This is a genomic window from Cupriavidus sp. BIS7 (genome assembly GCF_000292345.1).
Classification (GTDB): domain Bacteria; phylum Pseudomonadota; class Gammaproteobacteria; order Burkholderiales; family Burkholderiaceae; genus Cupriavidus.
The window spans coordinates 143,942-168,436 of record NZ_ALOU01000007.1; the positions used below are offsets into that span (position 1 = coordinate 143,942).

At 62.4% G+C, this 24,495-nt stretch carries 24 protein-coding genes; 5 read left to right on the top strand and 19 right to left on the bottom strand.

The genetic code is table 11. The annotated features are described in order from the left end of the window. Positions 1-13: 13 nt before the first annotated feature. The 3 genes from guaA to guaB all read right to left on the bottom strand — a co-directional run bounded on the left by guaA (position 14) and on the right by guaB (position 3,808). Positions 14-1,633: a glutamine-hydrolyzing GMP synthase gene (guaA, locus tag B552_RS0102530; RefSeq protein ID WP_019447423.1), complete on the bottom strand. Its 1,620-nt coding sequence runs from the start codon at positions 1,631-1,633 to the stop codon at positions 14-16. Continuing rightward, complete coding sequence (locus B552_RS0102535) at positions 1,608-2,258, bottom strand: hypothetical protein (RefSeq protein ID WP_019447424.1); 651 nt, start codon at positions 2,256-2,258, stop codon at positions 1,608-1,610. The genes guaA and B552_RS0102535 overlap by 26 nt, the downstream gene beginning before the upstream one ends. An 86-nt stretch (positions 2,259-2,344) precedes the next feature. Next, the gene (gene guaB, locus B552_RS0102540; protein WP_019447425.1) at positions 2,345-3,808 is read right to left on the bottom strand and encodes an IMP dehydrogenase; all 1,464 of its coding nucleotides are present in this window, start codon (positions 3,806-3,808) and stop codon (positions 2,345-2,347) included. 125 nt (positions 3,809-3,933) lie between these two features. Between guaB and B552_RS0102545 the strand changes: the two genes are divergently transcribed. Together B552_RS0102545 and B552_RS0102550 are read left to right on the top strand one after the other, a co-directional pair. After that, a complete protein-coding gene (locus tag B552_RS0102545) occupies positions 3,934-4,893 on the top strand; it encodes a DMT family transporter (RefSeq protein ID WP_019447426.1) in 960 nt (319 codons plus the stop codon). A 95-nt stretch (positions 4,894-4,988) separates the two neighbouring features. Continuing rightward, positions 4,989-5,531 (top strand): DUF4124 domain-containing protein, encoded by a 543-nt coding sequence (locus B552_RS0102550; RefSeq protein WP_019447427.1) that lies wholly within the window; start codon positions 4,989-4,991, stop codon positions 5,529-5,531. A gap of 15 nt (positions 5,532-5,546) precedes the next feature. On the opposite strand, the gene B552_RS0102555 is transcribed toward B552_RS0102550, so the two are convergent. Together B552_RS0102555 and B552_RS0102560 are read right to left on the bottom strand one after the other, a co-directional pair. Beyond that, positions 5,547-5,876 (bottom strand): RnfH family protein, encoded by a 330-nt coding sequence (locus tag B552_RS0102555; protein ID WP_019447428.1) that lies wholly within the window; start codon positions 5,874-5,876, stop codon positions 5,547-5,549. Between the two features lie 10 nt (positions 5,877-5,886). Continuing rightward, positions 5,887-6,327 carry a type II toxin-antitoxin system RatA family toxin gene (locus B552_RS0102560; RefSeq protein WP_019447429.1) on the bottom strand — a complete coding sequence of 147 codons (441 nt, stop codon included), beginning with the start codon at positions 6,325-6,327 and terminating at the stop codon, positions 5,887-5,889. A 177-nt stretch (positions 6,328-6,504) separates the two neighbouring features. On the opposite strand from B552_RS0102560, the gene smpB reads away from it, so the two are divergent. Continuing rightward, positions 6,505-6,954 (top strand): SsrA-binding protein SmpB, encoded by a 450-nt coding sequence (gene smpB / locus B552_RS0102565; RefSeq protein WP_019447430.1) that lies wholly within the window; start codon positions 6,505-6,507, stop codon positions 6,952-6,954. Between the two features lie 78 nt (positions 6,955-7,032). On the opposite strand, the gene B552_RS0102570 is transcribed toward smpB, so the two are convergent. The 3 genes from B552_RS0102570 to ppsA form a co-directional block, all read right to left on the bottom strand. Continuing rightward, positions 7,033-7,971 carry a stomatin-like protein gene (locus B552_RS0102570; protein WP_019447431.1) on the bottom strand — a complete coding sequence of 313 codons (939 nt, stop codon included), beginning with the start codon at positions 7,969-7,971 and terminating at the stop codon, positions 7,033-7,035. A gap of 48 nt (positions 7,972-8,019) precedes the next feature. Then, on the bottom strand, positions 8,020-8,454 hold the full coding sequence (locus B552_RS0102575) for an NfeD family protein (RefSeq protein WP_019447432.1): 435 nt from the start codon (positions 8,452-8,454) through the stop codon (positions 8,020-8,022). 178 nt (positions 8,455-8,632) lie between these two features. After that, the gene (gene ppsA, locus B552_RS0102580; RefSeq protein ID WP_019447433.1) at positions 8,633-11,017 is read right to left on the bottom strand and encodes a phosphoenolpyruvate synthase; all 2,385 of its coding nucleotides are present in this window, start codon (positions 11,015-11,017) and stop codon (positions 8,633-8,635) included. 256 nt (positions 11,018-11,273) lie between these two features. On the opposite strand from ppsA, the gene B552_RS0102585 reads away from it, so the two are divergent. After that, the gene (locus tag B552_RS0102585; RefSeq protein ID WP_019447434.1) at positions 11,274-12,203 is read left to right on the top strand and encodes a pyruvate, water dikinase regulatory protein; all 930 of its coding nucleotides are present in this window, start codon (positions 11,274-11,276) and stop codon (positions 12,201-12,203) included. 89 nt (positions 12,204-12,292) lie between these two features. Further along, positions 12,293-12,844 (top strand): hypothetical protein, encoded by a 552-nt coding sequence (locus tag B552_RS0102590; RefSeq protein ID WP_019447435.1) that lies wholly within the window; start codon positions 12,293-12,295, stop codon positions 12,842-12,844. A gap of 21 nt (positions 12,845-12,865) precedes the next feature. On the opposite strand, the gene B552_RS0102595 is transcribed toward B552_RS0102590, so the two are convergent. The 11 genes from B552_RS0102595 to B552_RS0102645 all read right to left on the bottom strand — a co-directional run bounded on the left by B552_RS0102595 (position 12,866) and on the right by B552_RS0102645 (position 24,481). Further along, the gene (locus B552_RS0102595) at positions 12,866-13,654 is read right to left on the bottom strand and encodes an RNA methyltransferase (protein ID WP_019447436.1); all 789 of its coding nucleotides are present in this window, start codon (positions 13,652-13,654) and stop codon (positions 12,866-12,868) included. Between the two features lie 9 nt (positions 13,655-13,663). Continuing rightward, on the bottom strand, positions 13,664-14,320 hold the full coding sequence (rnhB, locus tag B552_RS0102600; RefSeq protein ID WP_019447437.1) for a ribonuclease HII: 657 nt from the start codon (positions 14,318-14,320) through the stop codon (positions 13,664-13,666). Continuing rightward, positions 14,320-15,528, bottom strand: coding sequence for a lipid-A-disaccharide synthase (gene lpxB, locus B552_RS0102605; RefSeq protein WP_019447438.1), 1,209 nt, complete (start codon positions 15,526-15,528; stop codon positions 14,320-14,322). The genes rnhB and lpxB overlap by 1 nt, the downstream gene beginning before the upstream one ends. Before the next feature lie 12 nt (positions 15,529-15,540). After that, entirely contained in the window at positions 15,541-16,344 is an 804-nt protein-coding gene (gene lpxA, locus B552_RS0102610; protein WP_019447439.1) for an acyl-ACP--UDP-N-acetylglucosamine O-acyltransferase, read from the bottom strand. Between the two features lie 38 nt (positions 16,345-16,382). After that, the gene (fabZ, locus tag B552_RS0102615; RefSeq protein ID WP_019447440.1) at positions 16,383-16,835 is read right to left on the bottom strand and encodes a 3-hydroxyacyl-ACP dehydratase FabZ; all 453 of its coding nucleotides are present in this window, start codon (positions 16,833-16,835) and stop codon (positions 16,383-16,385) included. After that, positions 16,832-17,938, bottom strand: a complete 1,107-nt coding sequence (gene lpxD / locus B552_RS0102620) for a UDP-3-O-(3-hydroxymyristoyl)glucosamine N-acyltransferase (protein WP_019447441.1) — start codon at positions 17,936-17,938, stop codon at positions 16,832-16,834. The genes fabZ and lpxD overlap by 4 nt, the downstream gene beginning before the upstream one ends. A 51-nt stretch (positions 17,939-17,989) precedes the next feature. After that, a complete protein-coding gene (locus B552_RS0102625; RefSeq protein ID WP_026035247.1) occupies positions 17,990-18,523 on the bottom strand; it encodes an OmpH family outer membrane protein in 534 nt (177 codons plus the stop codon). 21 nt (positions 18,524-18,544) lie between these two features. Then, positions 18,545-20,905 (bottom strand): outer membrane protein assembly factor BamA, encoded by a 2,361-nt coding sequence (gene bamA, locus B552_RS0102630; RefSeq protein ID WP_193352164.1) that lies wholly within the window; start codon positions 20,903-20,905, stop codon positions 18,545-18,547. 114 nt (positions 20,906-21,019) lie between these two features. Continuing rightward, positions 21,020-22,411, bottom strand: coding sequence for an RIP metalloprotease RseP (rseP, locus tag B552_RS0102635; protein ID WP_019447444.1), 1,392 nt, complete (start codon positions 22,409-22,411; stop codon positions 21,020-21,022). A gap of 42 nt (positions 22,412-22,453) precedes the next feature. Further along, positions 22,454-23,632 (bottom strand): 1-deoxy-D-xylulose-5-phosphate reductoisomerase, encoded by a 1,179-nt coding sequence (ispC, locus tag B552_RS0102640; protein WP_019447445.1) that lies wholly within the window; start codon positions 23,630-23,632, stop codon positions 22,454-22,456. 27 nt (positions 23,633-23,659) lie between these two features. Further along, positions 23,660-24,481, bottom strand: a complete 822-nt coding sequence (locus B552_RS0102645) for a phosphatidate cytidylyltransferase (RefSeq protein ID WP_019447446.1) — start codon at positions 24,479-24,481, stop codon at positions 23,660-23,662. Between the last annotated feature and the right edge of the window lie 14 nt (positions 24,482-24,495).

Below are 24,495 nucleotides of genomic sequence, written 5' to 3' on the forward strand. Positions count from 1 at the left end.
GCTGGACGCCGAATCACTCCCACTCGATCGTTGCAGGCGGCTTGCCCGACACGTCGTACACCACCCGGTTCAGCCCGCGCACCTCGTTGATGATGCGGTTCGAGCAGCGGCCCAGCAGCGCGTACGGCAGATGCGCCCAGTGCGCGGTCATGAAGTCGGTGGTCTGCACGGCGCGCAGCGCCACGACGTAGTCGTACGTGCGGCCATCGCCCATCACGCCGACGGACTTCACCGGCAGGAACACGGCGAATGCCTGGCTGGTCAGGTCATACCAGCTCTTGCCCACCTGATTCGGTTCGCACAAGCCGGCAGCCGCATCCTGCTCCGTCGCGATCGTCTTGCGCAGTTCCTCGATGAAGATCGCATCGGCGCGGCGCAGCAGGTCCGCGTAGTCGCGCTTGACCTCGCCGAGGATCCGCACGCCCAGGCCCGGGCCAGGGAACGGGTGGCGATAGACCATTTCCGGCGGCAGGCCCAGCGCCACGCCCAGTTCGCGCACCTCGTCCTTGAACAGGTCGCGCAGCGGTTCCAGCAGCTTCAGGCCCAGCGTTTCCGGCAGACCACCGACGTTGTGGTGGCTCTTGATCGTGGTTGCCTTCTTGGTCTTGGTGCCGCCCGATTCCACCACGTCCGGGTAGATGGTGCCCTGCGCCAGCCACTTGGCGTTGCTCAGCTTCTTCGCCTCGGCCTGGAATACCTCGACGAACTCGCGGCCGATGATCTTGCGCTTCTGCTCGGGATCGGTCACGCCGGCCAGATGGCCGAGGAACTGCTCGGAGGCATCGATGTGGACGACCTTCGCATGCAGGCGGCCCGCGAACATCTCCATCACCATCTTGCCTTCATCCAGGCGCAGCAGGCCGTGATCGACGAACACGCAGGTCAGCTTGTCGCCAATCGCGCGGTGGATCAGCGCAGCAGCCACAGACGAATCGACACCACCGGACAGGCCGAGGATCACCTCCTCATCGCCCACTTGCTCGCGAATTTTTGCGACGGCTTCGGCGATGTGATCGCGCATGACCCAATCAGCCTTCGTACCGCAGATCTGCAGCACGAAGCGCTCGAGCATCTCGCGACCCTTCGACGTATGCGTAACTTCCGGGTGGAACTGCACGCCGTAATAGCCCCGTGCTTCGTCGGCGATGCCGGCGATCGGGCAGCTCGGCGTGGAGGCCATCAGCTTGAAGCCTTCCGGCAGCGCCGTGACCTTGTCGCCGTGGCTCATCCAGACCTTGAGCATGCCGTGGCCTTCGTCCGTGGCAAAGTCCTCGATGCCCTTGAGCAGGTTCGTGTGGCCATGCGCACGCACCTCGGCATAGCCGAACTCGCGCGTATCGCTCCACTCCACCTTACCGCCCAGCTGCACGGCCATCGTCTGCATGCCGTAGCAGATGCCAAGCACCGGAACACCGAGGTCCCATACGGCCTGCGGCGCGCGCAGTTGATGGTCTTCGTAGGTGCTGGCGTGGCTGCCGGACAGGATGATGCCCTTCGGCGCGAAGTCGCGCACGAACTCGTCGGTAACGTCGTTCGGATGGATTTCGCAGTAGACGTGCGCCTCGCGAACGCGGCGGGCGATCAGTTGCGTGACTTGCGAGCCGAAATCAAGAATGAGGATTTTGTCGTGCATGATTGGCAGTTGGCAGTGCTTCCGGATCGGGTTCGGGCATCACCTCGGTGCCCGGACCATAGCCGGGCGGTGGCGTGATGCCCGGCTCGCGCCGGTATTCTGGAGATGCGGGGGATACGGGGGATGCATTCGGGCGCGCCGGACGGGCCGCACCAGGTTCGTTGTTCGGATAGTAGCCATCGGCCGCGCCGCTATCGCGGTCAGCCCTGGCCAGTTCAGCCTGCTGCCGTTCACGCAGGCGCACCTTCTTGGCCGCAGGAATCTGCACGATGGCGAAGAAGATCAGCACCGCGGCCAGCGTCAGCAGCCAGATCTTTCCGGCGCCTTGCACCGGCATGTCGAGGAACAGCGTCCAGGCGGCAACCAGCACCGCACTGACCAGGTTCACGTAGCCCGTGGTCCGCGCCACCGCGACGGTCAGTTGGCCGTTGATGGTGGCCTGGAACAGCAGCCAGGACAGCCCGATCGTCGCCACGCCAAGCAACTGGCCGAACAGGGCCGGCTGGGGTTGCGGCAATTGCAACGCCGCGTACAGCGTGGTGAACGGCGACATCAGCAGCAGGATGCCGAGCAGTAACTCGAGCAATGCGTCGAAGAACAGCACGGCTCGCAGCAATACTTTCATGAGCGCTCCTTCTTGCGGCGCGGCCGCGCGGCCCCGTCAACGTCGACGAAGCCAGCGCGGCCGTGGTGAAAGGCACCAGATCGAAATCAATCGATATGGTAGTTCGGCGCTTCCTTGGTGATCTGCACGTCGTGCACGTGCGATTCACGCATGCCTGCAGCAGTGATCTGCACAAACTCGGCAGTGTCGTGCCACTGGGCAATCGAGCTGGCGCCGCAGTAACCCATCGACGCGCGGATACCACCGGTGAGCTGGTGGATGATCGCCTGCACCGAGCCCTTGTAAGGCACACGGCCTTCGATGCCTTCGGGCACGAGCTTGTCGACGTTGGCGGTGTTGTCTTCCTGGAAGTAACGGTCGGCAGCGCCATCCTTCATGGCACCAACCGAACCCATGCCGCGGTAGCTCTTGAACGAACGGCCCTGGTACAGGAACACTTCGCCCGGCGCTTCCTCGGTACCCGAGAACATGCCGCCCATCATCACGGTGTGCGCGCCAGCCGCCAGCGCCTTGGCCACGTCACCCGAGTAACGCACGCCGCCGTCGGCGATCAGCGGCACATCGGTGCCCTTCAGCGCTTCGGCTACGTTCGACACGGCGGTGATCTGCGGCACGCCGACGCCTGCGACGATACGCGTGGTGCAGATCGAACCCGGGCCGATACCGACCTTGACGCCATCCGCGCCATGCTCGACCAGCGCCAGCGCTGCCGCGCCGGTGGCGATATTGCCGCCAACCACCTGAACCTGCGGGAAGTTCTGCTTGACCCAGCGCACGCGGTCCAGCACGCCCTGGCTATGGCCGTGGGCAGTATCGACCACGATCACGTCCACGCCTGCCTTGACCAGCAATTCCACACGCTCGTCGTTATCCGGGCCCACGCCCACCGCGGCGCCTACGCGCAGTTGGCCATGTGCATCCTTGCTGGCCAGCGGATTGTCCACGGCCTTCTGGATGTCCTTCACCGTGATCAGGCCACGCAGTTCGAATGCGCTGTTGACCACCAGCACGCGCTCCAGGCGGTGGCGGTTCATCAGACGCTTGGCTTCTTCCAGCGGCGCGCCTTCGGCCACGGTCACCAGCTTTTCGCGCGGCGTCATCTTGGCGCGCACCGGGGCGTCAAGCTCTTCCTCGAAACGCAGGTCGCGGTTGGTAATGATGCCGATCACGGTCTTGCCTTCAAGCACCGGGAAACCCGAAATGCCGTGCTGCTGCGACAGGGCGATCACATCACGCACCTTCATTTCCGGCGAAATGGTGATCGGGTCACGCAGCACACCGGACTCATAGCGCTTCACACGCGCCACTTCGCGCGCTTGATCAGCCGGCTTCAAATTCTTGTGAACGATACCGATACCGCCGGACTGCGCCATCGAAATGGCCAGGCGAGCTTCCGTCACGGTATCCATGGCGGCGGAAACCAGCGGAATGTTGAGTTCGATCGAACGGGTCAGGCGGGTGCGGAGGGAAACATCCCGGGGCAGGACGGCCGAATAGGCCGGGACGAGCAGCACGTCATCGAATGTGAGTGCTTTCTGGACAAGACGCATAGCGAATCCTCTAGGCGCAAAAGCAGATTATACAGGAATGCAGGATTTGCTGATGCGTTATTGCAGTGCCTTTGCTAATCTCGGCCTCCTTTTTCGGCGACCAGCAAGGACGGATTGGGGAGACCATGGGAATCGGTGTGTTGTGCGGCCTGATGGCGGGCGCTTTCTGGGGGATGGTTTTCATCGCGCCCAAGTTGCTGCCGGCATTTTCGCCATGGGAACTCGCGATTGGCCGGTATTTGGCCTATGGCCTGGTGGCACTTGTCGCGGCCTTGCCGCTGATGCGGCGCCTCGCACGCAAACTGACGCGCGCCGACTGCCTTGCCCTGCTGCGCCAGGCGTTCACCGGCAACCTGCTCTACTACGTGCTGCTGGCCTTTGGCGTGCAGCTTGCGGGCGTGGGGCCAACGTCGCTGATCATCGGCATCCTGCCGATCTCGGTCACCCTGATGGGCCGGCGCGACCACGGCGCCGTGCCGCTGCGCCGCCTGGTGCTGCCATTGCTCGTGGTGGCCGCCGGCATCGCCTGCATCAATATCGACCTGTTTGGCGGCGTCGGGAGCGCACATGGCGCCGCGGTCAGCGCGGCGGCGCGCCCCGTCTGGCAGAAGTTCGCGGGCGTGGTCTGCGCGGCTGGCGCACTGGTCTGCTGGACGCTGTACGCCGTGGACAACGCACGCTACCTGCAGCGCAACCCCCAGTACAGCGGCAACGAATGGTCCGCGCTCTACGGCCTCTCCACCGGCCTTGTGTCCCTTGTGCTCGGCAGCATCGGCTGGCTGGCATTTGGCGATATCTTGACCGCGCCTGGCAGCAGTCGGGACTGGCAGTGGTTCTGGACCATCAACGCAGCCGTGGCACTCGGAGCGTCGCTAATTGGCAACAACCTCTGGAACATTTCCAGCCGCCGATTGCCGCTGACGCTATCTGGTCAGATGATCGTTTTCGAGACGCTGTTCGCGCTGGCATACGGCTTTGTGTTCGATCACCGCTGGCCACGGCCGCTTGAAATCGCGGCGATCGTGTTGCTGATGGCCGGCGTGGCGTGGTCCGTGCGCTTGCACGCGACCGACAAGTCTCAGTAGACTAGCGGCCAATGACGCACGGGTCACTTCGCTGTCAACCCCACTGGCGTCTGATGCCCATCGCAACCCGCTGACCACCTGTTGACGCTTTCGCCATGAACCGATCGTCCGCGCTGTACCTGCTGATTGCTGCAAGCCTCGCCGTGCCAGGCACGGCGTTCTCTCAATGGCAATGGAAGGAAGCCAACGGGCGCACGGTCTACAGCGATGTCCCGCCGCCGCCGTCAGTACCGGATCGGGCCATCATCGTGGCCCCGGGCCGCGTAGCGGGCGCCTACCGCCCCGTTGAGGCGGACACCGCACCGAAAGCAGATGGTCAGGCCAAGGCAGATGCGCCGCGCATGCAGACTGCCAGCGCCAAGTCCGCCAGCAACAAGCCGAGCGACCCGGATGCCGATTTCCGCGAGCGCCGCGAAGCGCGCATCAAGGCGGACCTCGATGCAGCCACCAAGGAGCGCGAGCAGTTGGCCAAACAGCAGAACTGCCAGGAACTGCGCAACTATGCAACGGGCCTGAGCGAAGGCATGCGCGCGGCGAAAGCCGGCCCCGACGGCGCACCCGTGCGCATGAACAATGACGAACGGACCGCGGAACTGACCCGGACCAACGAAGCCCTGCAGCAGCAATGCAGTAGCTGACCTGCCCTGCCGCGATCAATCGCCCTGGCTGCCCCTGCGCAGCCATTTCTGGCCCTCGCGCGTCCCCGTCTCACGAGTCTTCTGCACCCGCTTGCGCCGAGCCGCCTTCGGGTCGGCGGTCAGCGGGCGATACACCTCGACGCGGTCCCCCGGACGCACCGGCGTATCCAGCGTCTTGAGCTTGCCAAAGATGCCGACGCGCAGCGTCGTCGGATCCACCTCGGGATGTGCTTGTGTCAGGCCGCTCGCCTGTATCGCGCCTATGATCGTCGTGCCAGCAGGAACATCCAGTTCCTTCAGGAACACGGCGTCGGGGAGCGCGTAGCAGACGGTCAGGCGCACCATGGCCTGTGGCTCAATCGTTGTTGGCATAGACCACCTCGGCGCGCTTCACGAAGGCATCGACAAAGGTGTTGGCAATCATGCTGAACACTGGCCCGATGATCTTCTCGAGGATGAAGCTTGAAAACTCGTAGTGCAGGTGAAATTCGATCTTGCACGCGTCGGCACGCAAAGGCGTGAATCGCCACGAGCCGTTGAATACCTTGAAAGGTCCATCGGCGAACGTCATATCGATCCGGGTCGGACGCTCCTGCACGTTGCGCGTGTGAAAAAACTGCTTGATGCCGTTGAAATGGATATGGATCTTGGCATCCAGCAGCGCGTCAGTCTCCTCGAAGACTTCCACGCCGCCGCACCACGGCAGGAACTTTGGATAGTCCTCCACGCGCGTTACCAGGTCGTACATCTGTTCGGCCGAAAAACCGAGCAGGACGGATTTATGGACATCTGCCATGTATACGGATTGCGGGGCGCTGCCGGACTGGGCCGGGGCCGGAACGGTTTGCTAAAATCGCAATTTTAGCCGACAGCCGCGCGCACGGCACGCCCCGCCCTGCCAGTACCCTACCCGGCTTACCCATGCCGCCCCCGAACCCGTGGCGGCACACACGTTTAGGAACCCACTTCCCGCATGACGATCGCTGAAAACAAGAAGGCCTTTTTCGACTACTTCATTGAAGAGCGGTATGAGGCCGGGGTCGTGCTCGAGGGCTGGGAGGTCAAGGCGATTCGCGCCGGGCGCGTTCAGATCAAGGAAGGCTACGTCGTGGTGCGCGATGCAGAAATGTTCCTGATCGGCGCGCATATCAGCCCGCTGCAAAGCGCCTCCACCCACGTCCAGCCCGACCCGGTCCGCACGCGCAAACTGTTGCTCAAGGCCGACGAAATCAAGAAACTGATCGGCAAGGTAGAGCAGCGCGGCTATACGCTGGTACCGCTGAACCTTCACTACACGCGCGGCCGCGTCAAATGCGAAATTGGCCTCGCCAAGGGCAAGAAGCAGTTCGACAAGCGCGAAACCGAGAAGAACCGCGACTGGCAGCGCGAGAAGGCACGCCTCATGAAGGGCGCCAAGGAATAGTCTCGGCGCGGCCTTTTTCATGAAAAACGGAGGCAAATGCCTCCGTTTTCGCTTCTGCCGGCTCCATTCCGGGACCGATCAAGCCACCTTCTCGGCCTTCTGACCCTTCACAATCTGTAGTGCGGACGCGATCATCGAGCTCATTTCCCCAAGGTTGCCCGGGACGATCAGCGTATTGCCCTGCTTGGCAAGATTGCCAAATGCGGCCACATATTCCTCGGCAACCTTCAGATTGACGGCCTCGGTGCCGCCTTCGCCACGGATGGCATGGCCGATCTTCTCGATTGCCTGTGCATTTGCCTCTGCCACGGCCAGGATCGCGGCCGCCTCGCCCTGCGCCTTGTTGATGGCCGCCTGCCTCTCGCCCTCGGACTTCTGGATGGCCGCCTCCCGCGCGCCGGACGCCAGGTTGATCTGCTCCTGCCGTTTGCCCTCGGACGCAGCGATCAGTGCACGCTTTTCGCGCTCCGCCGTAATCTGCGCCTGCATCGCATGGAGAATTTCCTTCGGCGGCGTCAGGTCCTTGATCTCGTAGCGCAACACTTTCACGCCCCAGTTCGCGGCAGCCTCATCCAGTGCATTTACCACGCTGTGGTTGATGAACTCGCGCTCCTCGAAGGTCTTGTCGAGTTCAAGCTTGCCGATCACCGAACGCAGCGTGGTCTGCGACAGTTGCGTGATGGCCACCACAAAGTTGCTCGACCCATAGGACGCCTTCATTGGATCGGTGACCTGGAAGTACAGCACCCCATCCACCTGAAGCTGCGTATTGTCCTTGGTAATGCAGACCTGGCTCGGCACATCAAGCGGGATCTCCTTGAGGATGTGCTTGTAGGCTACCCGGTCGATGAACGGCACGACGATCGACATCCCCGGCGTCAGCGTGGCGTGATAGCGCCCCAGGCGCTCAAGCACCCATGCGTGCTGCTGCGGCACGATCTTGATCGACTTGGCGATCAGCACGATGGCGGCGATAAGCAGGATCAGCGGAAACAGACCAAGCTGATAGGCGAGCATGTACGACTCCCTTCAAAAGGATTGACTACTTGTGTAATGCGAAAGAAATCAGGCCGTGTAATGGCGAGCAACGATCAGCGTGGCGCCGCGCACTTCGACGATGCGATAGCGGCCCGGCTTCGGCTCGCTACCTGGCGCGAGTTCCACGGTCCAATCGGCACCGCGATATGGCACGCGTGCACGGCGGGAGTCATCCCAGACCGGCACTTCGACTTCCTGGCCGATATCGAGGTTGACGTCTGGATTGGAAGCAGCATCGCGGCGGCGTAATTTGCCAAAGCGCGTACGGCGTAACAGCACAATTGCCACGATGGCAACCGCCGCCGCGACTATGGTCTGGATTGGCTCATCAGCGCCCAGTAGCGCGGCAATGCCACCTGCGGCAACTCCGCAGGCGATCATCAGCAGATAGAAAGTCCCCGTTGCCATTTCCGCGATCACGAGCACGACCGCAGCGGCAAACCAAAGATAGTACGACGTCATCCCGCTCCTTTCCCGGAGGAAACAAGACACCCCGCAAAAACAAAAACCCCCGCCAAACGCCTACGGCGTCTGCGGGGGCAGATGGAACACCTGCCGCAGGGCCGGTGTCACGCGGTGTGCCGGCCTTCAGGCCGGACACTGTCTATTCGTGATAGTCGCTATTGTGACGCGAAATGCCTCACGAAGCCAGTTGTTGCCACGTTTCGACCACAGAATCAGGATTCAGCGAGATCGACTTGATGCCTTCCTTGGCCAGCCATGCCGCAAAGTCCGGATGGTCCGAAGGGCCCTGACCGCAAATGCCGACGTACTTGTCCAGGCGCAGCGCCGTGGAAATGGCACGCTGCAGCATGAAACGCACAGCCGGATCGCGCTCGTCGAAGTCCCGGGCCAGCAGCTCCATGCCGGAGTCGCGGTCCAGACCCAGCGTCAGCTGCGTCAGGTCGTTCGAACCGATCGAGAAACCGTCGAAGAACTGCAGGAATTCCTCGGCCAGGATCGCGTTGGACGGCACCTCGCACATCATGATGATGCGCAGGCCGTTCTCGCCGCGCTTCAGGCCGTGCTTGGCCAGCAGTTCGATCACGCGCTCGGCCTGGCCCAGCGTGCGCACGAACGGCACCATGATCTCGACATTGGTCAGGCCCATTTCATCGCGTACGCGCTTCATGGCCTTGCATTCCATCTCGAACGCCTCGGCGAAATCGTCCGCGATGTAACGCGACGCGCCGCGGAAGCCCAGCATCGGGTTTTCCTCGTCCGGCTCGTAGCGCGAACCGCCGATCAGCTTCTTGTATTCGTTCGACTTGAAGTCCGACAGACGCACGATCACGGGCTTCGGATAGAACGCAGCACCGATCGTCGCAATGCCTTCGGCCAGCTTGTCGACATAGAACGCGCGCGGGCTGGCGTGACCACGAGCCACCGATTCGACAGCCTTCTTCAGGTCGGCATCGACTTGCGGATAGTCGAGGATCGCCTTCGGGTGAACGCCGATGTTGTTGTTGATGATGAACTCGAGGCGGGCCAGGCCGACGCCCTCGTTCGGAATCTGCGCGAAGTCGAACGCAAGCTGGGGATTGCCGACGTTCATCATGATCTTGGTCGAGATCTTGGGCATTTCGCCGCGCTGAACCTCGGTCACTTCGGTTTCGAGCAAACCGTCATAGATGCGGCCTTCGTCGCCCTCGGCGCACGATACCGTCACGAGCGTGCCATCCTTCAGCAGGTCGGTCGCGTCACCGCAACCCACCACTGCCGGCACACCCAGTTCACGTGCGATGATCGCAGCGTGGCAGGTACGGCCGCCACGGTTGGTGACGATCGCAGCAGCGCGCTTCATGACCGGCTCCCAGTTCGGGTCGGTCATGTCCGCCACCAGCACATCGCCGGGCTGCACGCGTTCCATTTCGGACGGATCGTTGATGACGCGTACCGGGCCGGTACCGATCTTCTGGCCGATAGCGCGGCCGCTGGTCAGCACAGCCGACGTACCCTTCAGCTTGAAGCGCTGTTCGGCCTTGCCGGCCGACTGGCTCTTCACCGTCTCAGGGCGAGCCTGGAGGATGTAGATCTTGCCATCCTTGCCGTCCTTGCCCCACTCGATGTCCATCGGGCGGCCATAGTGCTTTTCGATGATCATCGCGTAACGCGCCAGTTCGCTCACGTCGTCATCGGTGATCGAATAACGGTTGCGCAGTTCAGGCGGCACGTCCACGGTCTTCACACGGCCGGCTTCGCCCGGCTTGGTGAATTCCATCTTGATCAGCTTCGAGCCGATCGAACGGCGGATGATCGGGTACTTGCCGGCTTGCAGCGTCGGCTTGAAGACGTAGAACTCGTCCGGGTTCACTGCGCCCTGCACAACCGTTTCGCCCAGGCCGTAGCTCGACGTGATGAACACCACGTCCGGGAAGCCCGATTCCGTATCGATCGTGAACATCACGCCCGAGGCAGCCAGGTCCGATCGCACCATGCGTTGCACGCCAGCCGACAGCGCCACCACGTCGTGAGCAAAACCCTTGTGCACACGGTACGAAATGGCACGGTCGTTGTAGAGAGACGCAAACACGTGCTTGATCTTGTCGAGCACGTCGTCAATGCCGCTGACGTTGAGGTACGACTCCTGCTGACCGGCAAACGATGCATCGGGCAGATCTTCGGCCGTGGCCGAGGAACGCACCGCAAACGATGCCTCGGCACCTTCGCGGGCCGACACGCGGGCGTAGTGCTCGCGGATTTCGGCTTCCAGGCGCGGCTGGAACGGCGCGGCCGCCACCCATCCACGGATTTCGGCGCCGGCTTCCGCCAGAGCCTTCACGTCGTCGACGTTGAGCGTCTTCAGGCGTTCGGAAATGCGTGCGGTCAGGTTGTTGTGCGTGAGGAAGTCGCGGAACGCGAGTGCCGTGGTGGCAAAACCGCCCGGAACGCGAACGCCGGCACCGGCGAGCTGGGAGATCATCTCCCCCAGCGAGGAGTTCTTGCCGCCGACGGTTTCCACGTCCTGCATGCGCAACTGCTCGAACGGCAGCACGTAGGCGCCGTTATCTACCTGGTTGGTCATAAAAGCCTCAAAACAAAGTAAGAAATCTTTCGCACCGACCGGTATGTTGTTGGGGTTCTGTTCCCGGCGGATCGCTTGGCTGAGCAATTCCGTGTGCTAGCGGAAGCATTTCATGCTGCGGCGCACATTGTCGACAATTTAGCCGCAGATCGTTGTCCGAACGGCATTGGCGGAATTGCTTAGCCAAAAGATCGCCGCTATTCTACCGTGCCGCATCGCACTTTCGCGCAGCCGCGGCTTCAAATAATTGTCAGACATGTCCCTCCCCGAAACGCCTGAAGGAGCGCAACCGGCACCGCAGGCGGCGCCCGTTTCCGGCACGGCCGGCCCTGCCACCCGCTCCGATGAAGTGGCACCTGCGGATCGCCCTGCAGTGCGTACGGTCTTTATCGTCTCCGACGGTACCGGCATCACGGCCGAAACGTTCAGCCATTCAATCCTGGCGCAGTTCGAGATGCGGTTCCGCAAGGTGCGCATGCCGTTTGTCGACACGCCGGATAAGGCACATATGGCGGTTGGCAAGATCAACGAGGCTTTCTACAACGAGGGCGTGCCGCCTATCGTATTCACCACCCTGGTCAACGCCGAGTCGAACAAGGCAATGCGGCGCGCCAAGGGGATGATTCTCGACATGTTCCAGACCTTCATCGAGCCTCTCGAAAAGGAACTGGGCCTGAAATCCACGCATGCCATCGGGCGCTTTCACCAGAACGCAGACACCGAGGCATACAAGAACCGCATCGAGGCCATCAATTTCTCGTTGGCGCACGACGATGGGCAGTCGCACAAGAACCTCCAGGAGGCCGATGTGATCCTGGTGGGCGTGTCGCGCAGCGGCAAGACGCCGACCAGCCTCTACCTGGCCATGCAGTATGGACTCAAGGCGGCCAACTACCCGCTGATCCCGGACGACTTCGAGCGCGGCCGGCTGCCGTCCGCACTGTACGCGTTCAAGCCGAAGATCTTCGGCCTCTCGATCGACCCGCAGCGCCTGACGGAAATCCGCAACGAGCGGCGTCCGGGCAGCAAGTACGCAGCAGTCGAGAACTGCCGGTACGAAGTCAACGAGGCTGAAGCAATGATGCGCCGTGAAGGCATCAAGTGGCTGTCATCGACACACAAATCGATCGAGGAGATCGCTACCACGATCCTTCAGGAGATCAAGGTCGACCGGGACAACTACTAGCATTTTCAGAATCGTCCCCTGTTATGACTGCGGTCGGATGGGCACGATGAAGGCTGTCCTACATTGCCTCCATCGGACCAATGCACATAATGACCGCAGACCAATATTCTGACCGCCCCGACAATGCCGCGCGCCGCGACGGGCGCCGCTCAGCGGCGTCCACCGGCCATTTCCACACGTTGAAAAGTGCCGGCCTTATCTTCAGCGGCGTCGCGCTGTCGCTGACCGGCGTCTTTGCCGTCGTCGAATACTCCGCGCGCCAGTCCCGGGCGATGGTCGATGCCGACATCCGGACCGTTACGGCCCGACTCGACACCCAACAAGAAGCCATCACAGGACTCGGCGACCGGGTGGGAAGGCTGGAAGCCTCCGTGGACAATCGGTTCGCCCGGGTAGATCAGCGATTTGACAAGATTGATGAACGCTTCGAGAAAATCGAGGAGCGCTTCGAGAAACTGGAAACCAAGTTCGAAAGCAAGTTCGAGCGACTGGAAACCAAATTCGACAGTAAATTCGAGCGACTGGAAACCAAGGTCGATCAGAAGCTCGACTCGATCACTGAACTGCTGATCCAGCTAGTCGACCAGAAGGCGAATACGCCGGCGGCCTCCGGAGCAGGTGCGACAAAGCGGCCGAGGTAGCCATGGCCCGCCGCACCACTTCTACCTGCCAGGTGTTCGGCGCTGACGGACCGATTCGAACAGGCACACCGCTGTTGCGGCGGCAACGTTCAGCGACTCCAGCCCTCCAGGCTGAGGAATGCCTACCGTGCGGGATACGCGCGCCATCCACACAGGGCTGACACCGCTGCCCTCATTGCCGACCACCCAGCCTACCGGCTGACGCAGATCCGTATCGAACACGGCTGCGTCTGCATGTGACGACGTTGCCAGCAACGGCACGGCCAGGCGGCTCTCAAGCATCTCGAGCGTGCAGTGTTCGACAATATTGAGATGGAAGTTCGCACCCATGCCGGCGCGCAGCGTCTTGACCGACCACGCAAACGCGCAGCCAGTGGTCAGGAATGCATGCGGAATACCGGCCGCAGCCGCGCTTCGCAGAATGGACCCGACGTTCCCGGCGTCTTGCACGCCATCAAGGATGATGCAGTCCGTATCGATCTTCGCAGGCAGATGACCCGCCGGCGTGTCGATCACCAGCATCAGGTCGATGCCATTGACCACGCTGCTGATCTGCGTGAACAGCGCATCGCCCAGCACCACGACCCTGTCCGAATCGATCCGCTCGAGCAGCGAACGCACCTCTACATGGTCATAGTGGCGCTCGCTAACGACGCAGTTCGCAGGCTGCCCGAGGGCAGCGACGTAGGCTTGCGCAAGATGGACGCCGTCGAGCACGGACTGTCCTGCCTTGCGGCGTTGGTGCGTGGACCCCGTCAGGGCCTTAAGCTGTTTGAACAGCGCGTTGTCGCGCGAAGTGACATGCTTCAAGTATCTGCCTCAAAAAGGTAGGGCGTCGCGCTCAAGCACCTTGCGCACCGGCGCAAAGGAGCGCCGATGATGCGGCGTCGCGCCGAACCGTTCCAGCGCCGCGAAATGCTGGGGCGTGGGGTAGCCAAAGTGCGAATCGAAGCCATACTCCGGGAACTCCTGATGCAGCACCAGCAGATCACGATCTCGCGCAACCTTTGCCAGAATCGACGCGGCTGAAATGGCGCGCACCTTTGCATCCCCCTTCACGATGGCCTCAACCGGGAACGCCACCTGCGGACAACGATTGCCGTCGACTTGCACAAGATCAGGGATCACGCCCTTGGCAGCCAGGCCCTGCACGGCCCTTTGCATGGCAAGCATCGATGCGTGCAGGATATTCAGCGAATCGATTTCGGCCACGGAAGCCGACGCGATGTGCCAGCCTAGCGCGCGCTCGCAGATTCGATCGAACAGTGCCTCACGCTTCTCGGCACTGAGAATCTTCGAATCGGCCAGCCCACGAATCTGACGCGCGGGGTCCAGCACCACCGCGGCAGCATAGACCGGGCCCGCCAATGGGCCGCGCCCAGCCTCATCAACACCACACAGGCGCTGTACCACCGCCACGGTTTGCGTCAGCTCAAGGCCGAGTTGTGCCGATGCCGTGCTCTTGGATCTTGCCATCAGACCACCCCTCGGCTGTGCATCAGGTCAACAACCACGCCTGCCGCGAGCCTGGCGGTGTCGCGCTTCAGGGTCTTGTGCATGGCCGTAAAGTGCTCGTGCAGGAAGGCGATATTGCCTTCGTCATTGAGTTGCAGCAGCGTCTCGCGTGCCAGCGCTTCCGGCGTGGCATCGTCCTGTAGCAACTCGGGCACGACAAAGCGGCCCGAAAGTATATTCGGCAGTCCCACGTACGGCAGGTACCCCTGCCGTTTCATGATCTGCGCAGTGAGCCAGGGCACCTTGTATGAGATCACCATCGGCTTCTTGTACAGCGCCGCCTCGAGCGTAGCCGTACCACTTGCGAGCAACACCACATCAGCCGACTCCATCGCCAGATGCGATTGCCCTTCCACGATGGTCAGGTCGACATCCGGGTACTGCGCATGCAAGGTCTCGACGATCTCCCGCAGCGCAGCGCTGGCTGCCGGCAGCACGAACGACAGGTTGCCGTCCATACGATGCATGCGATCCATGGCCGCGAAGAATGTCGCTCCGAGGTTACGCACTTCGGATTGCCGGCTACCCGGCAGCACCGCCACGATCCGCTTGCCTTCCGGCAGTCCCAGCTTTGCGCGGGCGCCGGCGACGTCCGGCACCATCGGAATGACATCGGCCAGCGGATGGCCAACATAGGTCGCCGGAATACCAGCCTTTGCGTAGATTTCCGGCTCAAATGGAAACAGGCAGAGAATATGGTCGACGGCCCGTGCAATCGTACGGATTCGCCCGCCGCGCCATGCCCAGATCGATGGACTGACAAAATGCACGACCGGGATGCCGGCGCGGCGCAGCGGCACCTCTAGCCCGAAGTTGAAATCGGGGGCATCAACACCGATAAAGCAGAGCGGCGGCTGCGCCAGCAACCGATCACGAATTGCCCTGCGCGTTGCCAGGATCTCGCGCAGCGAACCTAGTACTTCCACATAGCCATTGACCGACAGCGTCTCCATCGGCCAATGCGAGACAAAGCCCTGAGCCATCATCCGGCGGCCGCCGATCCCGGCGTAGTCCACGGATTCACCAAGCCTTGTGTGTAACCCTTCCAGCAAAAGCGAAGCAAGCAGATCGCCGGATGCCTCCCCGGCAACCATGGCGATCGTGCCTCGCTTGTTTACATGTGCGCCCGCATTGACGGGAAGCGCGGCCTGCACGACGGCGTCGACCATGTTGCGCCGGAATCAGCGAACGATACCGCGCTGGGTCGCGGCCAGAAACTCCACGAACGCCTTGAGAGGCGCGGCGGTGGTGACATCCGCCTGGCCAAGCATTGCAGCGATCTCGTTGCGTGCGTCGTCAAAACTCAGGTCGGACTTGTAGAGCAGCTTGTAGGCCTGGCGCAATGCGGCGATCTGGCCGGCATCGAACCCACGGCGACGCAGCCCCTCGACGTTGACGCCATGCGGGGTCGCCTTGTTGCCATTCTTGTCGCTTGCAGCGATCACGAAGGGCGGCACGTCCTGTACGAGCGCAGAGGCACCGCCCAGCATCGCGTGGGCGCCAATACGGACGAACTGATGCACGCCGCTCATGCCGCCCAGGATCGCCCAGTCGCCCACTTCCACGTGGCCGGCAATCTGCGCGTTGCTCGAAAACACCGTGTGGTTGCCTACGCTGCAATCATGCGCAATATGCACGTAGGCCATGATCCAGTTGTCGTTGCCGAGACTGGTCACGCCGCGATCCTGCGCCGTACCGGTGTGGATCGTCGTGAATTCGCGAATCGTGTTGCGGTCGCCAATCACGAGCCGGGTCGGCTCGTTGGCGTATTTCATGTCCTGCGGCACACCGCCCACGGAGGCATACGGCCCGATCCGGTTGCCTTCGCCGATCGTGGTATGGCCCTCGACCGTGGTATGCGATCCGATCCGCGTACCGCTGCCGATCCGCACATTCGGGCCAACGATAGAAAACGGGCCGACGGTCACATCGCTGGCCAGTTCCGCCTTCGGGTCGACCAGTGCGGTGGGATGGATTTGCGTCATACGTCCTGTCCTGTGGTCTGTTCTGCTCGATTCTGCGCTCAGCCTTCGGCCTGCTTGACGGTGCACATCAGCTCGGCTTCGCAGGCCACCTCACCGTCAACGGTTGCGCTGGCCTTGAACTTCCAGATACCGCGGATATAGCGTTCCACGGTCACGTTCAGATGGAGCTGGTCTCCCGGATACACGACGCGCTTGAAACGCGCGCCGTCGATCCCGACGAAGTAATAAAGTGCGCCTTCCTTGCGCTCCATATCGGCGCCGAAAGTCAGCAGGCCGGCCGACTGCGCCAGCGCCTCAAGGATCATGACTCCCGGCATCACCGGTTGTTCCGGGAAGTGGCCCATGAAGTACGGTTCGTTGATCGTTACGTTCTTCAGGGTCTTGATACGCTTCTGCGGTTCGAACTCGAGCACGCGGTCGACCAGCAGGATCGGATACCGATGCGGCAACAGCTTCAGGATCTTGCGGATATCGATGTCAGATGCGGTCATGATGATTTCTCTTCGTCTTGTTTGCTTTGGGCCGGGGCAGTTTCGCCGCGCAGCCTGCGTTCCAGTTGCACCACGCGCTCGCGCAGCTTTGACAAGCCACGAACAATCGCCGCATTTCGCTCCCATTCGCCATGCGATGTGAACGGGAACACGCTGGTGTAATGCCCACCGGGTTTTGTAATCGATTTGGTAATCGACGTACCGCCAGACACTGTGGTCCGGTCGGCGATATTCAAATGGCCGGAAAAATTGGCCGCGCCTCCGATCACGCAGAAACGGCCGATCCTGGTGCTGCCCGACACCGCGGCAGTGCCGGCGATGACGGTATGGGCACCCACATGGACGTTGTGCGCAATCTGCACCTGGTTGTCGATCTTGCAACCGTCCTCGATCACCGTGTCCGCCATCGCGCCGCGATCGACCGCCGTATTGGCGCCGATTTCCACGTCGTTGCCGAGCACGGCACGTCCCACCTGGGGAATCTTGACGTACTCGACGCCGGCCGGACCGATGTCGGGAGCGAAGCCAAATCCATCCGCGCCGATCACTGCCCCGCTATGCAATATGTTGCGCGCACCTACCACGCAACGATGATAGACAGAAACATTGGCGTAGATGAGCGTATCTTCGCCGATCTCCGCGCCTGCGCCGATAAAGCCATTTGCAAGGATCCGGACTCGCTCGCCAATCCGGGCGCCGGACTCGATCACGACATTGGGACCGATAAAGCACGACACCGGCACCACAACGTCCGCCGCTACGCTGGCGCGGGGATCGATCCCCGTGCGCGGGTCTGCATTGGCAACGCGGTCGAAACGCTGTGCCACGCGCGCAAAACAGACGTACGGATTACGTGCCACCAGCCAGTTGCGGCCATCGGCCTTCCCGTCCGCGCGTATACGCTCGAGGTCGGCAGGCGACACGATCACGGCACCCGCGGCCGAGGCCAGCGCTTGCGGCAGGTATAGCGGATTGGACAGGAAAGACAGGTCGGCGGGACCTGCCTGGTCGAGCGGAGCCAGGCCGTGCACGGCCAGGTCGGGATCACCCACAACCTGCGCGCCGTTCTCGGTGGCGAGCTGACCCAGTGTGGGTGTCTTCATGGCAGTACTTCCTTGATAATCGAAACGGCAGTCGACGTGCCGCGTCGCCGCTTACTTGCCGGTGCTGCCGGCGTTCAGCGCCTTCATCACGTCATCGGTGATGTCGATACGCGGGTTCACATAAACAGCTTCCTGGACGATCAGATCGTACTTGCGTTGCTCGGCCAGTTGGCGAATCACACGGTTGGCGCGCTCCAGCACCTGGGCCAGTTCCTCGTTGCGGCGCTGGTTCAGGTCTTCACGGAATTCACGCTGCTTGCGCTGGAATTCACGGTCCAGGTCAGCCACTTCACGCTGGCGGCGCTGGCGATCCGAGTCGGCCAACACGGCGGTGTCCTTGTCGAGCTTGTCAGCCATGGCCTTGATCTTCTGGGCCATGTCCTGCAGTTCGCGGTCGCGCTTGGAGAATTCCTGCTCAAGCTTGACCTGGGCAGCCTTCGCAGGCTGCGAATCACGCAGAATACGTTCCGAGTTGACCGCGGCGATGCGCGCCTCCTGAGCCATCGCCGGGGCCGCCACGCACAGGGCCGCAGCGGCCAGCGCGGCCGCGCTCAGGGATTTCATCAGTGGAGTTTGGAGTTTCATCAAACAAATCCTTTGTGGGGATCAGAACGCGGTACCGATCTGGAACTGGAAGCGCTGGACCTTGTCGGTCGGGTCCTTCTTCAGCGGGAAGCCCATGCTGACCTTCAGCGGACCGATCGGCGACAGCCAGGACATACCGAAACCGGTCGAATACTTCAGGTCGCTGAACAGCAGCGGCGCGCCTTCCTGATAAACGTTACCGAAGTCGAAGAACGTGAACAGACGCAGTGTACGGTCAACACCGGAGCCCGGCAGCGGGAACACGAATTCCACGTTACCGATCATCTTCGATGCACCGCCCACCGGGTTGCCGTTCTGGTCCTTCGGACCCAGCGTGCTGGTCTGATAACCGCGCACCGAGCCGATACCACCGGCGTAGAAGTACTTGAACACCGGGAACGGCGTGTTGCCGTAGCCGTGACCATAGGCCACTTCACCGTTGAAAGCCAGTGTGAAGGACTTCGACAGCGGATAGAAGTATTGCTGCTGCACGCTGGCGCGGTAGTACTGCGTATCACCGCCCGGGATACCCACTTCCAGGTTGGCCTGGGTGTACGGTCCCTTCGTCGGGATCAGCGCACTGTCGCGGCGGTCACGTGCCCAGCCAATCGTGAACGGGAAGTTGTTGATCGGTGACGCGGTGCCCACGGTCTGTCCGGCCGGAAGCTTGTTGAGCTTCTGCAGGAACGACACATACTGGGTCGGCGTATTGGGCGAGACCGTGATGCGGGTCCACTCGTAGCCGAGGCCGAAGAACACGGTGTCGACTTCCGAGAACGGCACGCCGAACTTGAAGCCACCACCCGCCGTTTCAATCTTGTAGTCCTGGTCGCCCGTGTAGTACAGCGGACGCGAGGTGCGATAGAAGATGTCCGTCGAACGGCTAATGCCGTCCACCGTGAAATACGGGTCGTACTGCGTCAGCGCGATCGTACGGAACGACTTGGCCGTGTTCACATCCAGGCCAAGGCTGGTACCGGAACCGAACACGTTGTCCTGGCGCAGGCCGGCTTGCAGCACGAGCTTGTCGGTCGACGAGAAGCCCAGACCCAGGCTGATCTGGCCGGTCGGCTTTTCGGTCACGTTCACGTTCACATCCACCTGGTCGGGCGCGCCGGGCACGTCCTCTGTGGTGATGTTGGTATCGGTGAAGTAACCGGTACGGTTGATACGCGCCTGCGACTGCTGGAGCTTTTCGCTATCGAACCACGACGATTCCATCTGGCGCATTTCGCGGCGCACGACTTCGTCGCGGGTCTTGCTGTTACCCACCACGTTCACACGGCGCACATATACGCGACGGCCCGGGTCCACCATCAGGGTCAGCGCAACCTCGCGCTTCTCCTTGTCGATCTGGGGCTGCGGATTGATCGTCGTGAACGCGTAGCCGTACGTACCAAGCAAGTCGGTAATCGCCTTGGTGCTGGCGGTCAGCTTTTCGGACGAGAAGATGTCGCCCTTCTTCAGCTGTAGCAGCTTTTCCATCTCTTCCTGCTTGCCAAGCGTTTCGCCGGCCAGGTGGATGTCGGACACCTTGTACTGATCGCCTTCACTGATGTTCAGCGTCAGGTAGATGTCCTTCTTGTCCGGCGTGATCGAAACCTGCGTCGATTCGATCTGGAATTCGAGATAGCCTCGATTCAGATAGAACGAGCGCAGCGCTTCCAGGTCGGCCGTCAGCTTCTGCTTCGAATACAGATCGTTCTTGGTGTACCAGGACAACCAGTTCGGCGTGGAGAGCTGCATTTCGTCGCGCAGCGTGCTTTCCTTGAAAGCCTTGTTGCCGACGATATTGATCTGGCGGATCTTGGCGACAGGGCCTTCGTCCACGTTGAACACCACCGACACGCGGTTACGGTCTACCGGCGTCACGGTGGTCTGAACTTCTGCCGCGTAATAGCCGCGCGCCACGTACTGGCGCTTGAGCTCCTGTTCGGCCTTGTCGATCAGCGCCTTGTCGTAGTAACGCGCCTCGGCCACGCCCACTGCTCGCAGGGAGCGGCGCAGCGTGTCCTTGTCGAATTCCTTGATGCCGACGAACTCGAGCTGCGAGATCGCCGGGCGCTCTTCCACCTGCACGACCAGCACGCCGTCCTCGGCGCGGATCTGCACGTCCTTGAAGAAGCCGGTGTTATAGAGCGCGCGAATCGCGTCCGCACCCTTGTCGTCAGTAAAGGTCTCACCCACGCGGACCGGAAGGTAGCCAAACACCGTACCCGGCTCCACGCGCTGAAGGCCTTCCACGCGGATATCCTTGACCACGAACGGATCGGCGGCGAAACCCGCAGGGCTCCACGCCGCAATAATGGCACTCGTCAGCAGACCCAGCGAGATGCGCTTATTTCTGATCAAAGTCGATCCCCTATTCCTCATCGATTTCATGCAGGGCATTGGCTCCAGGCCTGGCAATGCTGGCACGGCTGTACACTCCCGGCGGGAATTCGTCCCCCAGGATACGACCGCCCCCCTCCGACAGAAGCTTCCGGCTGCGCGAAACTAGCCGCGCGCGAGAAACAGTCGGCTGACGTCATTGAACAAAGCGAGTGAGGTCAGGAGCAAGATGCACGCGATGCCGACCTTCTGTAGCATCGCTTGCCAGTGGTCTGGAACAGGCCTGCCAGTCAAAAATTCCACGCAATAATACAGCAAATGCCCCCCATCCAGAACCGGAATGGGTAACAAATTCAGCACGCCGAGGCTAACGCTGACCAATGCGAGGAAACTGATAAACGGCTGCCAACCCATATTCGCGGCTCGCCCCGCATAATCGGCCACGGTCAGTGGACCGCTGAGATTCTGCAGCGAGGCCTGCCCGACCAGCATCTTGCCGAGCAGCTTCAGCGATAGCGTGCTGGTACTCCAGACCTGATTCGCGGCCCGGCCAAGGGCCTGGATCAGCGGGTAGCGCACGATTTCCGTCTGGACGGACTGGGTGAGCGCCGCGCCGAGCTTGCCGACCTGGGCACTTCCCCCCGACTCGCCTTGTGGCGCCTGGGCGGCGTCAAGCTTCGCCGTGACATCGATGCGCTGCCCCGCGCGTTCAATGCCAAGTGTGACATCCTGCCCCGGACGGGCCCGGACGCCGCGAATCAGTTCGCTGGCCTGCGTGAGTGGCTGGCCTTGCCATGCCACCACCCTGTCGCCCGCCTTGAGCCCCGCGCGCTGCGCCGCAGAATCAGGCACAACCTCGGTGATCGTTACTGGCCCGCCCTTGAGGAACAGGCCCAGCGTTGCCAGCGGGTCCTGATCCGGATTGCCACCGGTATTGGGGAGCCGGGCCAGCGTGACGTCGCGCTCCACGTCATCGGCGCCACGAACATGCAGCACTGCCCGCGCATCGCCGAACCCCTGCGAGAAGACGGCCATGCGCAGATCGTTCCATGAACGCACGGCTTCGGTCTGATCGTTGGCGGTCAGAGACAGCACGCGGTCACCGTCACGCACACCGGCCTGCGCGGCTACCGTACCTGCTGCCGGCGCAGCCACCACGGGCACCGGCTCGCGCATGCCGCCCGCGAACAACACAAGGTACAGCGCGATAGCCAGTGCGAAATTCGCAAGCGGCCCGGCCGCGACGATCACGAAACGCTTGCCGACCGGCTGCCGGTTGAACGCGCGCGGCAGCTCCGCCGGGTCGATCGGAGGATCGTTCTCGGGGTCGCGCTCGCGCTCGTCGAGCATCTTGACGTAGCCACCAAGCGGGATAGCCGCCAGCGTCCACTCGGTCCGGTCACGCCCCTTGCCGATCCAGCGAGCTAGCGGGCGCCCGAAACCAATGGAAAAACGCAGGACCTTGACCCCACACGCGCGTGCGGCCAGGTAGTGCCCCATCTCGTGCACGAAAATCAGAATGCAGAGGGCGACGACGAACGCGATGACAGTTTGCATGGCAAATCACCCCTTCAATATCTGACCTGTGCCGTGAGCGGCTCAGCGGCCGGCCAGCTTTTTCAGCAACGCCTGTGCGGCACGGCGCGCCTCGGCATCTGCCGCCAGCACACCTTCCAGCGTGTCGGCCGCCCCCTGTGCGGGCTGCTCCAGCACACCGGCCACCACGCGCGCAATATCGGTAAAGCGGATGTCACCGCCCAGGAAGGCCTCCACGGCAACTTCGTTCGAGGCGTTCAGCACGGCCGGTGCCACACCTCCGGCACGCAACGCATCAAAGGCTAGCCCCAGACACGGGAAGCGCTCAAGGTCCGGAGTCTCAAAATGCAGCCCGCCTGAGACTGTCAGGTCGAGCGGCGTTACACCCGAATCGATCCGCTCCGGGTAAGCCATGCCGTAGGCGATGGGCGTTCGCATGTCCGGATTGCCCAATTGCGCCAGCACCGAGCCGTCGGCGTAGGCCACCATCGAGTGCACGATACTCTGCGGATGGATCAGTACCTCGATCTTCTCGGCAGGCGCGTCGAACAGCCAGTGGGCCTCGATGACCTCGAGCCCCTTGTTCATCATCGTTGCCGAGTCCACCGAGATCTTGCGCCCCATTACCCACTTGGGGTGCGCGCAGGCCTGGTCGGGCGTGATGTCATGCAGCGTGGACGGATCGCGCGTGCGGAACGGCCCGCCCGAGGCAGTCAGCATTACCTTCGTCACGCCTGCGCCATAGCGCGGATCGCTGGTCGGCAGGCACTGGAAGATCGCGTTGTGTTCGCTGTCGATCGGCAGCAGTGTGGCGCCATTCACGCGCACGGCATCCATGAAGATGCTGCCCGACATCACCAGGGATTCCTTGTTGGCCAGCAGCACGCGCTTGCCGGCGCGCGCTGCTGCCAGCGAGGACCGCAGCCCCGCCGCGCCGACGATGGCTGCCATCACGGCATCGGTGCCGGCATCCTCGGCGATCGATTCAAGCGCCGCTTCGCCGTAGCTCACCTCCGTGTTGACGCCGCTGGTGCGCAACTTGCCCTCAAGTTCGCGCGCGGCCTCCGCGGAGCCCACCACGGCGCGTGCCGGACGAAACTCCAGGCAGGCCGCAGCCAGCTTGTCTACCTGCCGATGCGCGCTAAGTGCGTGCACGGTGTAGCGATCCGGGTGGCGGCGAACGACGTCGAGCGTGCTCTCGCCGATGGATCCCGTGGCGCCAAGGATGGTGATGCGTTGCATAGAAGCAGAAAAGCGAATTCAGATTGATCAGACCCAGACCAGCAGCAGCGCTGCCAGCGGGAACACCGGAATCAGTGCGTCGATCCGGTCCAGGACCCCGCCGTGCCCGGGCAGCAGGCGGCTGCTGTCCTTCATGCCGACCTGACGCTTGAGCAGCGACTCAAACAGGTCGCCGACGATACTGGCGGCAACCAGCAGCGTGGTCAGGATGGCCACGAGGCCGAGCCCACCCTTGTCGGCAACCAGCGAATACCACGTGGGAGAAAACGCGCGGGTCGCCGCGAATGCCAGGGCCACGATCATCGCCAGCAGCCAGCCGCCGATGGCGCCTTCCCAGGATTTTCCGGGGCTGATCGACGGGGCCAGTTTGCGCCGGCCGATGGCCTTTCCGACAAAGTATGCGCCGATATCGGCCGCCCAGACCAGCACCGCCGCCGTCAGCAGGACGCCGATACCAGCAGCCCGCAGCACCATGACCGCGTGGCCGAATGCCGGCAGCATGATCAAGCCGAGGATGGCGCCAAGCACCGTAAAACCCGTGGTGGCCTTGTGCACGCCGCGCGCCATCAGCACCAGCGCAACACCCCAGGCAACCAGCGCGCCCTCCATCAGCCAGGTGACGGCCTGCCGCTCGGGTGCGTCATGCCAGGCAATCAGCGCCAGCAGGCAGGCTACGGCATATATGTACGGCCAGGCGCCGCGCAGCCCGATCAGGCGCCCGAACTCCCATCCGCCCAGCAGCACGATAACCGCGACCAGGCCTGCCAGCGCCGTCGGGGGCGCCAGGAAGAGAATTGGCAGGATCAACAGCAACAGGCATACGGCGGTGATGACGCGGGTAAGAAGCATGCGCTGCAGGGTCC

What these genes read in the sequence shown, in the direction of transcription:
- rnhB (WP_019447437.1), bottom strand. Translation starts at nt 14,320, where the DNA reads ATGGCAAGATCCAAGAGCACGGCATCGGCACAACTCGGCCTTGAGCTG.
- guaA (WP_019447423.1), bottom strand. Translation starts at nt 1,633, where the DNA reads ATGCACGACAAAATCCTCATTCTTGATTTCGGCTCGCAAGTCACGCAA.
- rseP (WP_019447444.1), bottom strand. Translation starts at nt 22,411, where the DNA reads ATGCAAACTGTCATCGCGTTCGTCGTCGCCCTCTGCATTCTGATTTTC.
- B552_RS0102625 (WP_026035247.1), bottom strand. Translation starts at nt 18,523, where the DNA reads ATGAAACTCCAAACTCCACTGATGAAATCCCTGAGCGCGGCCGCGCTG.
- ppsA (WP_019447433.1), bottom strand. Translation starts at nt 11,017, where the DNA reads ATGACCAACCAGGTAGATAACGGCGCCTACGTGCTGCCGTTCGAGCAG.
- B552_RS0102590 (WP_019447435.1), top strand. Translation starts at nt 12,293, where the DNA reads ATGACCGCAGACCAATATTCTGACCGCCCCGACAATGCCGCGCGCCGC.
- lpxB (WP_019447438.1), bottom strand. Translation starts at nt 15,528, where the DNA reads ATGGTCGACGCCGTCGTGCAGGCCGCGCTTCCCGTCAATGCGGGCGCA.
- B552_RS0102560 (WP_019447429.1), bottom strand. Translation starts at nt 6,327, where the DNA reads ATGGCAGATGTCCATAAATCCGTCCTGCTCGGTTTTTCGGCCGAACAG.
- ispC (WP_019447445.1), bottom strand. Translation starts at nt 23,632, where the DNA reads ATGCAACGCATCACCATCCTTGGCGCCACGGGATCCATCGGCGAGAGC.
- B552_RS0102645 (WP_019447446.1), bottom strand. Translation starts at nt 24,481, where the DNA reads ATGCTTCTTACCCGCGTCATCACCGCCGTATGCCTGTTGCTGTTGATC.
- lpxA (WP_019447439.1), bottom strand. Translation starts at nt 16,344, where the DNA reads ATGACGCAAATCCATCCCACCGCACTGGTCGACCCGAAGGCGGAACTG.
- B552_RS0102575 (WP_019447432.1), bottom strand. Translation starts at nt 8,454, where the DNA reads ATGACGTCGTACTATCTTTGGTTTGCCGCTGCGGTCGTGCTCGTGATC.
- B552_RS0102585 (WP_019447434.1), top strand. Translation starts at nt 11,274, where the DNA reads ATGTCCCTCCCCGAAACGCCTGAAGGAGCGCAACCGGCACCGCAGGCG.
- B552_RS0102545 (WP_019447426.1), top strand. Translation starts at nt 3,934, where the DNA reads ATGGGAATCGGTGTGTTGTGCGGCCTGATGGCGGGCGCTTTCTGGGGG.
- B552_RS0102550 (WP_019447427.1), top strand. Translation starts at nt 4,989, where the DNA reads ATGAACCGATCGTCCGCGCTGTACCTGCTGATTGCTGCAAGCCTCGCC.
- bamA (WP_193352164.1), bottom strand. Translation starts at nt 20,905, where the DNA reads ATGAAATCGATGAGGAATAGGGGATCGACTTTGATCAGAAATAAGCGC.
- fabZ (WP_019447440.1), bottom strand. Translation starts at nt 16,835, where the DNA reads ATGACCGCATCTGACATCGATATCCGCAAGATCCTGAAGCTGTTGCCG.
- guaB (WP_019447425.1), bottom strand. Translation starts at nt 3,808, where the DNA reads ATGCGTCTTGTCCAGAAAGCACTCACATTCGATGACGTGCTGCTCGTC.
- B552_RS0102535 (WP_019447424.1), bottom strand. Translation starts at nt 2,258, where the DNA reads ATGAAAGTATTGCTGCGAGCCGTGCTGTTCTTCGACGCATTGCTCGAG.
- B552_RS0102555 (WP_019447428.1), bottom strand. Translation starts at nt 5,876, where the DNA reads ATGGTGCGCCTGACCGTCTGCTACGCGCTCCCCGACGCCGTGTTCCTG.
- lpxD (WP_019447441.1), bottom strand. Translation starts at nt 17,938, where the DNA reads ATGAAGACACCCACACTGGGTCAGCTCGCCACCGAGAACGGCGCGCAG.
- smpB (WP_019447430.1), top strand. Translation starts at nt 6,505, where the DNA reads ATGACGATCGCTGAAAACAAGAAGGCCTTTTTCGACTACTTCATTGAA.
- B552_RS0102570 (WP_019447431.1), bottom strand. Translation starts at nt 7,971, where the DNA reads ATGCTCGCCTATCAGCTTGGTCTGTTTCCGCTGATCCTGCTTATCGCC.